The organism is Streptomyces sp. NPDC048584, assembly GCF_043199595.1.
In the GTDB taxonomy this organism is placed as follows: domain Bacteria; phylum Actinomycetota; class Actinomycetes; order Streptomycetales; family Streptomycetaceae; genus Streptomyces; species Streptomyces edwardsiae.
Map to the genome: position 1 here is coordinate 891,666 of NZ_JBICWF010000001.1, position 12,259 is coordinate 903,924.

At 70.9% G+C, this 12,259-nt stretch carries 12 protein-coding genes; 4 read left to right on the top strand and 8 right to left on the bottom strand.

Features of this window, described 5'->3' with window-relative positions; genetic code table 11:
- Nucleotides 1-116 precede the first annotated feature (116 nt).
- From ACGFR9_RS03740 to ACGFR9_RS03755, 4 genes are all read right to left on the bottom strand, one after another.
- Complete coding sequence (locus tag ACGFR9_RS03740; RefSeq protein WP_393202589.1) at nucleotides 117-572, bottom strand: DUF6099 family protein; 456 nt, start codon at nucleotides 570-572, stop codon at nucleotides 117-119.
- Between the two features lie 149 nt (nucleotides 573-721).
- On the bottom strand, nucleotides 722-1,069 hold the full coding sequence (locus tag ACGFR9_RS03745; RefSeq protein WP_393202591.1) for a nucleotide pyrophosphohydrolase: 348 nt from the start codon (nucleotides 1,067-1,069) through the stop codon (nucleotides 722-724).
- Nucleotides 1,062-2,213 (bottom strand): ATP-binding protein, encoded by a 1,152-nt coding sequence (locus ACGFR9_RS03750; protein ID WP_393202592.1) that lies wholly within the window; start codon nucleotides 2,211-2,213, stop codon nucleotides 1,062-1,064. Before ACGFR9_RS03750 ends, ACGFR9_RS03745 begins: the two co-directional genes overlap by 8 nt.
- A gap of 75 nt (nucleotides 2,214-2,288) precedes the next feature.
- On the bottom strand, nucleotides 2,289-2,684 hold the full coding sequence (locus ACGFR9_RS03755) for a cell division protein SepF (protein ID WP_393202594.1): 396 nt from the start codon (nucleotides 2,682-2,684) through the stop codon (nucleotides 2,289-2,291).
- 254 nt (nucleotides 2,685-2,938) lie between these two features.
- Here ACGFR9_RS03755 and ACGFR9_RS03760 point away from each other — a divergent pair, with 254 nt between their 5' ends.
- Complete coding sequence (locus tag ACGFR9_RS03760; RefSeq protein ID WP_393202596.1) at nucleotides 2,939-3,529, top strand: YdeI family protein; 591 nt, start codon at nucleotides 2,939-2,941, stop codon at nucleotides 3,527-3,529.
- Between the two features lie 94 nt (nucleotides 3,530-3,623).
- On the opposite strand, the gene ACGFR9_RS03765 is transcribed toward ACGFR9_RS03760, so the two are convergent.
- From ACGFR9_RS03765 to ACGFR9_RS03780, 4 genes are all read right to left on the bottom strand, one after another.
- A complete protein-coding gene (locus tag ACGFR9_RS03765) occupies nucleotides 3,624-5,114 on the bottom strand; it encodes a glycoside hydrolase family 3 N-terminal domain-containing protein (protein WP_393202598.1) in 1,491 nt (496 codons plus the stop codon).
- A 9-nt stretch (nucleotides 5,115-5,123) separates the two neighbouring features.
- Nucleotides 5,124-5,957: a carbohydrate ABC transporter permease gene (locus ACGFR9_RS03770; protein ID WP_393202600.1), complete on the bottom strand. Its 834-nt coding sequence runs from the start codon at nucleotides 5,955-5,957 to the stop codon at nucleotides 5,124-5,126.
- On the bottom strand, nucleotides 5,954-6,940 hold the full coding sequence (locus ACGFR9_RS03775) for a carbohydrate ABC transporter permease (protein ID WP_393202602.1): 987 nt from the start codon (nucleotides 6,938-6,940) through the stop codon (nucleotides 5,954-5,956). Before ACGFR9_RS03775 ends, ACGFR9_RS03770 begins: the two co-directional genes overlap by 4 nt.
- A gap of 87 nt (nucleotides 6,941-7,027) precedes the next feature.
- Entirely contained in the window at nucleotides 7,028-8,305 is a 1,278-nt protein-coding gene (locus ACGFR9_RS03780; RefSeq protein ID WP_393202604.1) for an extracellular solute-binding protein, read from the bottom strand.
- Nucleotides 8,306-8,676: 371 nt separating this feature from the next.
- Here ACGFR9_RS03780 and ACGFR9_RS03785 point away from each other — a divergent pair, with 371 nt between their 5' ends.
- The 3 genes from ACGFR9_RS03785 to ACGFR9_RS03795 all read left to right on the top strand — a co-directional run bounded on the left by ACGFR9_RS03785 (nucleotide 8,677) and on the right by ACGFR9_RS03795 (nucleotide 12,256).
- Complete coding sequence (locus tag ACGFR9_RS03785; RefSeq protein WP_393202606.1) at nucleotides 8,677-9,441, top strand: GntR family transcriptional regulator; 765 nt, start codon at nucleotides 8,677-8,679, stop codon at nucleotides 9,439-9,441.
- Nucleotides 9,442-9,614: 173 nt separating this feature from the next.
- On the top strand, nucleotides 9,615-11,156 hold the full coding sequence (locus ACGFR9_RS03790) for a glycoside hydrolase family 3 protein (protein WP_393202608.1): 1,542 nt from the start codon (nucleotides 9,615-9,617) through the stop codon (nucleotides 11,154-11,156).
- 74 nt (nucleotides 11,157-11,230) lie between these two features.
- A complete protein-coding gene (locus ACGFR9_RS03795) occupies nucleotides 11,231-12,256 on the top strand; it encodes a phytanoyl-CoA dioxygenase family protein (RefSeq protein ID WP_393202609.1) in 1,026 nt (341 codons plus the stop codon).
- The last annotated feature ends 3 nt before the right edge of the window (nucleotides 12,257-12,259 follow it).

Consider the following 12,259-nt stretch of genomic DNA (forward strand, 5'->3'; position numbering starts at 1 on the left):
ACGGCACGACTGCCCGCGGGAGCGCAGGGGGTGGTGGTGGGATCGCCGCCGTGCGGCACGACCCCCGCGGGAGCGGAGGGGGGTGGGGGTGGCGGCCTGCGGCACCGTGCGGGAGGTCAGCTGGGTTCTCGTTCTCGGGTTGTCAGGGTTTGCAGCATCTGTTGGGTTCTGTCCCGGGATTCGTCTGCCGCGTCTATGGCTTCCATGCACTGCCAGTAGGTCGACTCGTCCTCCGCCGAGCAGGCCAGGCCCACCAGGACGATGCCCACCTCGCCCAGCAGGCCGCCCAGGTGCAGCAGGACCGGGCGGGGGTCGCCCAGTTCGGTGAGGTGTGCCGCGCGCAGTTCCCCCGGGGCCAGTTCCGGCCTGCCCAGCACTCCGCAGCCGCGGCCCGCCAGTTCGGTCAGCCCCAGTGCCTCACCTCTCAGTTCGGGCGGCCCGGCGACGGCGAGGCGGCTCCCTATCGCCTGCGCCAGTGCCTGCGCCTGCCACACCTCCGTCAGCAGTTCCCGTACGTCGCCGCTCACGGCCAGGGCGTGTCTGCTTGTCACGATGAGCCGCACAGCGTCCATGCGCTGCCCCCGTCTGTCCGACGCGCTGCCCACGCGTCCGCATCCGTTGCACTCCCTTGTTCACTACCCAGAGTTAAGGCATCTGATACTAAAAGCCAGTGGAAGACCGAAATCTTCGGACAATGGCATGGGTGAATGTCGATTGATGGTTACCCAGAGTCGCCATTCGGAGTCTCCGCCGGGAACCTTCGCTCGTTGCGGTCGATCTTCGCGGACAGTGCTTCCAGTGGGTCGACGCCCAGCACCTCGCAGAACTGGAGGAGATACGCGAGGACATCGGCGACCTCGTCATGGACGCGGTGCGCGGTGTCCGGGTCGTCCAGGACACGGACCGACTCCTCCGGCGTCAACCACTGGAAGATCTCCAGGAGTTCGGACGCCTCCACGCTGAGCGCGGCGGCGAGGTTCTTGGGGGTGTGGTACGGCTGCCAGTTCCGGGTGGCGGCGAACTCGGCGAGCCGGTGCCGGAGTGCGGCGAGGTCGTGGGGATCAGTCACGGTTCAGGTGTACCACCGTCACTCCGCTCACCCCCGCCGCCCAGGAGGCATCGCTCGACGCTCCCATCAGCCGGATGTGCCCGCGCTCGCACATCCGCGCCGCCAGCCGCAGCAGTTCGCCCCGCTGTCCCGGATCGAGCGCCCGGTCGAGCTCGTCGGCGAGGACCGTGAGGGTCTGGAGCGCGGCGGGGACCTCACCGGGCGCGTCGACCTCCAGCACACCGGGGCCGGTGAGCAGCACCAGGGCGAGGGCGGTGTAGCGGAGTTCGCCGTCGCCGAGGCGGCGCAGTTCCGTACGGCTGCCGTCGCCCCGGTCGAGGAGGGCGCGGACCAGGCGCCCGGTGTCGTACGGCTCGGCGAGCAGGTCGGTGACGGGGCCGGCGCATCCGGCGCGCACCGCGTCCACGAGCAGGGCGTGCCGGCGTCCGCACTCGGCGCGGGTGCGCCACAGGACGTCGGCGAGGTTGTCGCAGCCGCCGAGCAGCCGGCCGGTGCCGGCCGGGACGGGGCCGCGCATCCGCTCGGGGCGGGGGTCGCAGGGGAAGACGGAGCGCAGGGCGACGACCATCTGCTCGGCGGCGGCGAGCACCCTGCGCTGTCCGGGGGTCTTGCCGGCGACGCGCAGCGGCAGCAGCGCGGTGCCGAGCCGGTCGTCGGGCAGCGGGGCGCGGGTCACCGGCGCGGCCCCCGCCGTGTGCCAGGCCGCCTGCACGGTGCGCCGACCGGGGTCGCGCAGGGCGGTCTCCAGCAGGGTCGTCCCGTCCGCGGTGAGCCGCTCCCCCGCGATCCGCAGCGCGGGTTCGGCCTGTACGGCGACCTCCAGCCGGACGGGTCCCTCGGGGCCGTCGGCCGTACAGCCGATGCGGAAGCCGCGGCGGCGCTGGGCATCGGCGCGGGCCCGCTCCGGAACGCAGGCGCCGGGTTCCGGGAAGGCCTCGCCCAGTTCGGCGCCGCCGCCGAGGCGGGCGAGGGCCTCGTACGCCCGTAAGGCGCTGGTCTTGCCGCTTCCGCTGGGGCCGGTGAGCAGGGTGAGCGGGCCGAGGGGGAGGCGGGCGGCGCGGTGGGTGGCGAAGGCGGACAGCCGCAGTTCGGTGATGCGTGGGAGCGGGGGGCGGCTGCTGCGGGGCGGTGGGGCCGTGGTCATGGGCGGGACGCTACGGGGCCGGGGGTGAGGCGAACCGTTCCGCTTGGCGTCCCGTCCCACGATCGGAGGACGTGCTCAGGCTCCCGGGGTTCCCAGACCCTCCATCAGGCCCGTGACCTCGGTGCCGGCGGGGGTGAGCAGGAAGACGTTGCGGTCGACCCGGTGCATGCCGCTGGCGAGGCCGAAGACGACGCCTGTGCTGAAGTCGAGGACGCGTTTGGCGGTTTCGGATTCCGCGCCGGTGAGGTCGAGGAGGACCGGTATGCCGGACATCAGGGTCTCGGCCACGTCCCGGGCGTCGGCGAAGACGTTGACGCGGAGGACCACGAAGCGGCGGCGGGCCTCCGTCTCCGCTTCGGGGCGGGTGCGGTGGGTCACGGCGGACGGCCAGGCGTCTCGGCCTCTCAGGGGGACGACCTGGGCTAGGCCCTGCCACTGTTCGTCGGTGACATCGTGGCTGTTCACCGGCATGCTCCGTCCCCTGTGGTGCTGGCTGTCTGCATCGGGCAATTCTTACGCATGGTCACCCGATCGGCCCAATATGACACGCTCCGCCATCGTGGGGGTGGGCGGGGGTGCGGGCGGGTGGTGTTTTCGCCCCCGCCGCCCCTTCCCGTCCCGGTCCTGGGGCTCCGCCCCGGACCCCGCTCCTCAAGCGCCGGAGGGGCTGAATCCAGCGGAAGAACCTCGTTGACCCGCGCCGCCCGGGCCGGTTGCATAGGCGTATGGCTGGTGACGTGAGTGGGGTTGCGGGACAGGTGCTCGCTTTCGGGACGCAGGCCGAGTGGGAGGCCTGGCTCGAGGAGCATCAGGGGGACTTCGACGGCGTGTGGTTGCGGATTCCCAGGAAGGGGTCCGGGATCACCGGGGTCGACTACCCGACGGCACTCGAGTCCGCGCTCTGCTACGGGTGGATCGACGGGCACAAGAAGGGGCTCGACGACACCCACTGGATCCAGCGCTTCACCCCCCGCCGCCCGCGCAGCCGCTGGTCGGCCGTCAACCGCGACAAGGCCCTCGACCTCATCGAGCGGGGCCGTATGCGCCCCGCCGGTCTCCGCGAGGTCGAGCGCGCCCGGGCGGACGGCCGCTGGGAGGCCGCCTACGCGAGCCAGAGCACGGCGACCGTCCCCGACGACCTCCGGGCCGCGCTGGACGCGACACCCGGAGCCGCCGACTTCTTCGGCACCCTCGACAGCCGCAACCGTTACGCGATCCTGCACCGGATCCAGGAGGCCAAGCGCCCCGGGACCCGCGCGGCCCGGATCGAGAAGTTCGTCGCGATGCTCGCCGAGGGAGGGAAGATCCATCCGTAGGGGGGATCGTCCCGCGCCACTCGGCCGGGCTCCAGGCGTCGCCCACCCGAGCCGGCCGGCCCCGGTTCGAGCGACGCCCCCTGGCCCCGGCGGATCAGCCCCCCACGACCGCCTCCGCCCCCGCCACCCCGCACACCCGCGCCGCCCCGTACGTCGCGATGTGCACGGCGCCCCGCGGCGGTGACTGCGGTACGCCCATCTCCACCACCACCGTGGAAGGGTCGGCGGCGAGCAGGGTGTCCACGGCCGTACGCATCCACGGGTGCCGGTGTTCATCACGGACCACGGCGACGACGCGCCGCCCCGCCGCGGCCTCCAGCGCCTGCCTGCCGGCGTCGGGACCCGTGAAGGAACCGGTGACCGTGCCCGGCAGCAGCCGCTCCAGCTCCGTTCCGACTCCCCACGGCGTCTCGTCGCCCACGGCGATGTTCGGGGCCGGGTTGAAGGTGGCCACGTACACCGGTCCCGTCACCGGCGCGGAGGCGGCGGCGCGGGTGACGGTCACCGCGCGGCGGGCCGCGGTGAGGCCGATCTCGGGTTCGGGTGCGACGGCCGCGGCCGGGGAGCGCCGTACGCCCGCGGTCCAGTCGGCCAGCGCACGCACCCGCGCGGCCGCGTCCGCGAGCCGTTCCTCGGGGAGTTCACCGGAACGTACGGCGCCGACCAGGGCGTCCCGAAGACTCTGGACGGTGCCCTCGTCGCACAGTCCGCCGCCCACGCAGATCGCGTCGGCGCCGGCCGCGATGGCGAGGACCACCCCGTGTTCGAGACCGTATGTGCCGGAGATGGCGCGCATCTCCATGCCGTCGGTGACGATGAGGCCCTCGTAGCCGAGTTCGCCGCGCAGCAGATCGGTGAGGATGCGGCGGGAGAGCGTGGCCGGGCGGTCCGGGTCGAGGACCGGGACGCGGATGTGCGCGCTCATCACGGCGCGGGTGCCGGCCGCGATCGCCGCCCGGAACGGCTGGAGTTCACGCTCGTGCAGCGTGGTGGCGTCGAGGTCGATGTGCGGGATCGCGTGGTGCGAGTCGACGCTGGTGTCGCCGTGGCCGGGGAAGTGCTTGGTGCAGGCGGCGACGCCGGTCGACTGCAGGCCCTCGACGTAGGCGGCGGTGTGCCGGGCGACCAGGGCGGTGTCGCCGCCGAAGGACCGTACGCCGATCACCGGGTTGTCCGGGTTGGCGTTGACGTCGGCGGACGGGGCCCAGTTGAAGTTGACACCGCATTCGGCGAGCCGGCGGCCCAGTTCACGGGCGACGCCACGGGTCAGGCCGGTGTCGTCGACCGCGCCGAGGGCGTGGTTGCCGGGGAAGGAGGAGCCTGTACGGACCTCCAGGCGGGTGACGTCGCCGGACTCCTCGTCGATGGCGACCAGCAGGTCGTCCCGCTCGGCGCGCAGTTGGGCGGTGAGGGCGGTGACCTGCTCGGCGGTGGCGACGTTGCGGCCGAAGAGGGCGACGGAGGCGAGGCCCTCGGAGAGCCGGCGGCGGATCCAGTCGGGCGCGGTGGTGCCGGCGAAGCCCGGCTGCAGTACGGCGAGCGCGTCCCGGGTGAGGGTGTCGGTGCCGGTGGTGAATGTCGTCATCGGGTGGCGTTATCCCTTCACGGCGCCCGCGGTGAGGCCGCTGACGGCCTTGCGCTGCAGGAAGACGAAGAGGATCAGGATCGGGATGGCGAACAGGGAGGAGGCGGCCATGGTCGCGCCCCAGTCGTCGCCGAACTGGGTCTGGAAGCTGGACAGCCACAGCGGCAGGGTCTGCGCGCCCCCGGACTCCTTGCTGAGGACCAGGACGAGGGGGAACTCGTTCCACGCGGTGATGAAGCCGAACATGGAGGTCGACATCAGTCCCGGCGCGAGCAGCGGCAGGATGACCCGGCGGAACGCCTGGCCGCGGGTGCAGCCGTCGACCATCGCCGACTCCTCCAGCTCCTTCGGCACGGCGGCGACGAAGCCGCGCAGCGTCAGGATGGTGAAGGGGAGGATCATCATCATGTAGAACGCCGTGAGCGGCACCAGGCTGTTCAGCATCGAGCTGTCGCGCACGATCATGTAGATCGCGATGACCATGACCTCCCAGGGCGCCATCTGGGCGAGCATGAATCCGATGATGAAGCCGCGCCGCCCCTTGAACCGCATACGGGCCAGGGCGAAGGAGCCGGCCAGCGCGATGATCAGGGAGAAGAGGACGGCCAGGCAGGTGACGGTCAGCGAGTTGCGGACGAACGTCCAGAAGTGCTCGGCCCCCGTCGCCGTCCTGAAGTGCTCGAACGTGATGTTCGTCGGGAACCAGACGGGGGTCTCCGAGATGATGTCTCCGGTCGGCTTGAACGCCGTGGAGAACATCCAGTACACGGGGAAGAGGCAGACGGCGAACATGACGACGGCAGTGACGTTGGGCCACACGCGGCCGAAGAGCGAGCGCTTCACAGCTCGTCCTCCTCTTGCTTGAGCACGATCCTGAGGTAGTAGGCGGTCAGGCCGAGCATGATCAGGATGGTCAGTACGGCGATGGCGGCACCCATGCCGTAGTGCTGGTTGCCGACACCCTCGACATAGGCGTAGACGGGCAGGATCTCGGTGAGCCGGTCGGGGCCGCCGCCGTTGAAGGTGAAGACCTGGACGAACGCCTTGAAGATCCAGATGATCTCCAGGAACGTGGTGGCGTAGAGGAACGGCCGCAGGAACGGCAGGGTGACCGTGGTGAAGCTGCGCCAGGCGCCGGCGCCGTCGAGGGAGGCCGCCTCGTAGAGTTCGGCGGGGATGGTGGTCGTCGCGGCGTAGAGGTTGATCGCGACGAACGGGACGGACATCCAGACGATCAGCAGGGTGACGACGAAGAACGTCGACATCTGGCTGCTGGTCCAGCTGTAGTCGGCCATGGAGTGCCAGCCGAGCTTGTCCAGGACCCAGTTGACGACGCCGAAGCGCTGCGCGAACAGCCACTGGTAGACCGTGGTGGCGGCGACCACCGGCATGGCCCAGGCGAGCACCAGGCCCAGCATCAGGGTGAACCGCATGCGCTTGCCGAGGCGGGCGAGCAGCAGACCGGCCAGCGCTCCGAAGAGCATGGTCAGGGCGACGTTGACCGCCGTGAACAGGATGGAGCGTACGGTGACCCGCCAGAAGTCCTCGCCGGTGAGGACCTGCTTGTAGTTCTCGATGCCGTTCCACTCGGTGACGTGCTGGATCAGCTGCGCCATGTTGAGGTTCTGGAACGACAGCAGTACGTCCTTCAGCAGCGGCCAGCCGAGCAGCAGCACGGTGGCCGCGACGGCGGGCAGCAGCAGGAGGTACGGGACGAGGGCGCCGGCACGCGACGCGGCTCTCGGTTTCGGCCCGCCGGATCCTGTGTCGTCCGACTTGCGGACGTCCGCCGGGCCGGAGGGCGGCCGTTCGGTCTGCACGGTCATGCTCGCGATCTCTCTTCTCGGCGTGCTCAACGCGGGGCGGGGGCCGTCGCGTGGCCGGCCCCCGCCCCGGTCGGAGCGCGTGCGCTGTTACTGCTGCTGCGCCAGGCGCTTGTTGAACTCGCCCTCGACCTGCTTGGCTGCCTCGGCCGGGGACTTGCCGTTCAGGACGGCGGTGAGGTACGTCTTGATCGGGTTGGGCGCGTTCTCGACGGCGGCCCACTCGGGGATCAGCGGCGTGGTGCCGCCGACCGCGGCGGCCGGCGCCGCTGCCTCGGCGGGGGCGTTGCCCTTGAGGTTGCTCTGCAGCGACTCCTTGTTGGGGATGACGCCGTTGAGCTTGGCCAGCTCGCCCTCGTACTTGTCGGAGAGGGCGAGCTTCAGGAACTCCTTGGCGAGGTCCTGCTTCTTGCTGCCCGCGGCGACGGCGAGGTTGGAGCCGCCGAGGAAGACACCCTCGGGCTTGTCGGCCGTGACACCGGGGATGGTGAAGTAGCCGATCTCCTTCTCGATGGCCGGGTTGGCCTTGATCGCGATGCCGGCTTCCCAGCCCATGCCGATGAAGGAGCCGGTCTTGCCCTTGGCGAAGACCTCACCCTGCTGGGGGGTGGCCTCGTCCTTGTCCTTGGGGGCCTTGGACAGCGCCTGGAACTTCTTGTACGTCTCGGCGGCCGCGGCGACCTTCGGGTCGTCGAGGTTGGAGACGTACTTGTCGCCGTCCTTCTTGACCAGTTCGCCGCCCTCGCCGATCACCAGGCCGACGAAGTGGTACCAGTTCTGGCCCGGCAGGTAGATGGGCTCGGCGTCGGTCTTCTCACCGATCGTCTTGAGCGCGTCGTAGAACTCGTCGCGGGTCTTGGGGGTGTCCTTGATCCCCGCGTCCGCCCACACCTTCTTGTTGTAGAGGACGACACGGTTGGCGAAGTACCACGGCGCCGCGTACTGCTTGCCCTCGAAGACGGACGAGTTGTTGAGGGACTCGGTCCACTCGCCGCCGATCTCGGACTTGAGGTCGGCGAGGTCGGCGAGGCCGCCGGTCTTGGCGTAGGCCGGGGTCTGCGTGTTGCCGATCTCGAAGACGTCGGGCGGGTTCTCCTCGGACAGCGCGGTGGTCAGCTTCTGCTGGATGCCGTTCCACTGCTGGACCTCGAACTTGACCTTCGCCTTGGTCTTCTTCTCGAATTCGGCGCCCAGGTCCTTCTGCCACTGGTCCGGCGACGAGCCGTCCATCACCCATACGGTGAGCGTCTCGCCGGCGTACCCGTCCGCACCGGCCTTCTTGCCGTCGTCACCGTCGTCGCCGCCGCACGCCGCGACGGAGAACAGCATGCCCGCGACCCCGATCGCGGCTATCAGCTTGCGCTTCACGCGCCACCCCTCCTCAGGAATGCCTTCCACACCCACGCCCTCGGCGGTGACCCCCACAGCGGCGCAACAGCTCGGCGGGCTGGGACCCGGCTTCCTCTAAATGGTTTAGACCAGCAAGGGGAGCTTGGCCTAGACCTATGGCTCTGTCAAGGGTCGTGAACTCACGCCTGGATAACGGCTTCGTCACCCCTGGCGAGGGCCAGAACTCCGCACAAACAGGGACGGGTTGACGCTTGGACTAGACCAAAGCGAGAACGCACCGTTATAACGGGATCGCCGAGCGTGCGGCGCCGAACCCGGCCGTCCGCCGACGTGCACCGCGGCCGGCACCTGCCGTCCGCGCGCCGCACACCGCAGCCGGAAGGCAGGTCATGAGCACGGACGTCAGCAGCGCCCAGGCCGACACGGGGGCGCCGGGCCGTATCGGGCGCGTTCCGAAGTACTACCGCATCAAGCAGCGGTTACTGCAGATGACCGACGAGCGCGCGCCGGGCGCACCGATGCCGGCCGAGCGCCTGCTCGCCGTCGAGTTCCGCACCTCCCGCACCACCATCCGCAAGGCACTCCAGGAACTGGTCGGCGAGGGCCGCCTCGACCGGATCCAGGGCAAGGGCACGTTCGTCGCCCGCCCGAAGGTCTACCGCACGCTCCAGCTGACCTCGTACACGGAGGACATGCGGGCACAGGGGCTGCGCCCGACCTCCCAGGTGCTGGACATCGGGTACATCGCGGCCGGCGCGGAGCTCGCGGCGCTGCTGGAGGTGGAGCCGCGGGACAAGGTGCTGCGCATCGAACGGCTGCGGCTGGCCGGCGGGGAGCCGATGGCGATCGAGGCGACCCATCTGTCCGACCGGCGCTTCCCCGAGCTGCGCCGCAACCTCGGCCGGTACACCTCGCTCTACACCACGCTCGCCGAGGTGTACGGGGTACGGCCGGCGGAGGCCGACGAGACCATCGAGACCTCGCCGGCGACACCCCGGGAGGCGGGACTGCTCGCCACGGACGTGGGGCTGCCGATGCTGCTGCTGTCCCGTCACTCGCGGGACGAGACCGGAACGCCGGTGGAGTGGGTCCGCTCGGTGTACCGGGGGTCGCGCTACAAATTCACGGCGACGCTGACGCGGCCGGGTCCCTGACCGGGCGGTTCCCTCGCACCATGCCTCCATCTCGGGGTGGTTCGGGCGCCGCACCGAAAGGGCATTCCTTGACACGGCCCATTGGTCCAGTCCAACATCCCAATGGTCTGAACCAGTCGTGGCGGGTTCCTCCCGACAACCGCCGCTTGCGCAACCCTGCACGGAGGCACCGCATGGCCGAGAGCAGCCACCCGCGACTGCTGCGGTGGGCGCACTCCGTGCTCCAGCCGGGCTTCGAGGGAACGACGGTGCCCGACTGGGTGCGCCGCCGGATCTCCGAAGGGCTCGCCTCGGTCGTTCTGTTCGGGCGCAACATCCACGGCCCCGAGCAGGTGGCGGCACTCACCGCCGCCCTGTACGCCGAGAACCCGGAACTCGTCGTCGCCGTCGACGAGGAGGCGGGCGACGTCACCCGGCTCGAGGCCCGTACCGGGGCGTCCCGGCCGGGCAATCTGGCGCTCGGCACACTGGACGACATCGATGTCACCGAGCAGGTGGCGCGGGACGTCGGCCGGGAACTGCACGCTCTCGGCGTCACCTTGAACTACGCGCCGAGCGCCGACGTCAACACCAATCCGCTCAATCCGGTGATCGGCGTGCGTTCCTTCGGAGCGCGCCCCGATGTCGTCTCCCGGCATGCCGCCGCGTGGGTGCGGGGGCTGCAGTCGGCGGGGGTCGCCGCGTGCGCCAAGCACTTCCCGGGCCACGGCGACACCGTGGTCGACTCCCATCTGGGGCTGCCGCGGGTCTCGGCCGACGCGGGGACCCTGGCGCTGACGGCGCTGCCGCCGTTCATCGCCGCGATGGACGCCGGGGTGCGGGCCGTGATGACGGCGCATCTCCTCGTACCCGCCTACGACGACCGGTGGCCGGCGACCCTGAGCCGCCCCGTCGTGGGCGATCTGCTGCGCGGTGAACTCGGTTTCACCGGGCTGATCGTGACCGACGCCGTCGAGATGGGTGCCGTGGCCGACCGCTACGGCGTACCGGGCGCCGCCGTCCGGGCCGTCGCCGCCGGTGCGGACGCGGTCTGCGTCGGCGGCGGGAGCGCCGCCGAGGAGACCACGGCCCTGCTGGCCGACGCGCTGGTGGACGCCGTACGGGACGGGCGGCTGCCGGAGCGGCGGCTCGCGGAAGCGGCCGGCCGGGTGCGGGAGTTCGCGAGGTGGGCGGGCACGCTGCGCCGCGACGCACCCGGGCCCTCGTCCTCCGGCGCCCTGGGCACGCCCGGTCTCGGTCTCGCGGCGGCCCGGCGGGCCGTCCGGGTGCACCAACAGCCCGGCCGTGACACCGGGTTCCCGCTCGTGGGCACGCCCCATGTGGTGGAGCTCTCCCCCGCCACCACCCCCGCCATCGATCCCGCGACCCCGTGGGGTGTGGCGGAACCGCTGCGGACGATGTGCCCGGGCACCACGTCCGTACGGCTGGGTGAACAGCAACTCCAGAGCGGCGAGGTCGAGTTGCTGGACCGGCTCGTACTGCGGCCGGCGGACGGCCGTCCGCTGGTCGTGGTGGTCCGGGACGCCGCCCGCTACGGCTGGATGTCCCGCGCGCTCACCGGTCTGGTCCGCAGCCGGCCCGACGCCTTCGTCGTGGAGATGGGCGTTCCCGCCGGCCGGCGCCCCGGCGCGGTGTATCTGGCGACGCACGGCGCGACGCGGGTGTCGGGCATCGCCGCCGCCGAGGTGCTGACGGGGCGCACGGGTCTGTCGTAGCACCGGCCGGCCACCGACTCCATCCCTTCCCACTTTCCGCATGCCGTGAGAGATCCCGATCTTCGGAGTACCGCATGACGACGCACCACCGCTTTTTACATCGCGCCGCTTCCGGGCGCCCCTACTTCAGCGCCGACGGTGAGGCCTATCTCGCCGGGACGCAGCTGCGGCATCTGAGCAAGGACCTGCCGCTGCGGGTGCTCTCCGAGGAGCAGTTCGCGTCCTGGCAGAACCACGGCTATGTCGTGGTGCCGGAGGCCATCACCCCCGACGCGGCCAAGCTGCTGCTGGAGTTCGCCTGGGACTTCCAGGGCCTCGACCCGCAGCGCCCCGAGACCTGGTACGAGGAGCGCACGTTCCGCTCGGACCTCGACCGTGACCTGTTCGTCTACGGCTTCGTCGAGGCCTACCATCACCAGCTGATCTGGGACAGCAGGCAGGCCCGCCGGGTCTACGACGCGTTCGTGGACGTCTGGGACTGCGAGGAGCTGTGGGTCACCCTGGACCGGCTCAACCTCAACCCGCCCAATGTGAGGAACCGTTCCCGTTCCCTGATCGATCCCACGGACGAGGGGTTCGACATCGAACTCCACTGGGACGTGGACACCACGGCGAGCGTGCCGCCGCAGCGGGTGCAGGGCATCATCGCGCTCACCGACACCCAGCCGGACGAGGGCGGCTTCCAGTGCTCTCCGGAGCTCTTCCACCGGTTCGAGGAGTGGAAGGTGGGCCAGCCCGCCGACCGGGACCCCATCCGTCCCGGCGCCGACCGCACCGAATTCCCGGTTGTACGACCTCAGTTGAAGGCCGGCGATCTGCTGATCTTCAACGGGATGCTGGCGCACGGCGTAGCCCCCAACAGCTCGGCCGACGGGGTGCGCGCGGTGCAGTACCTGTCGATGATGCCGGCCATCGAGGAGCACGAGGAGCTGCGCCGCTCCCGGGTGGAGTCCTGGCGCACGCTGAGCACCCCGGAGTGGAACGGGACCCTGCTCGGCGACGCGGTGAAGCATGAGTCCCTGCGCTACGGGCCCGCCGAACTCGACGAGCTGGGACGCAAGTTGCTGGGCCTGGACGCCTGGCACGAGCGGACACGATGAGGC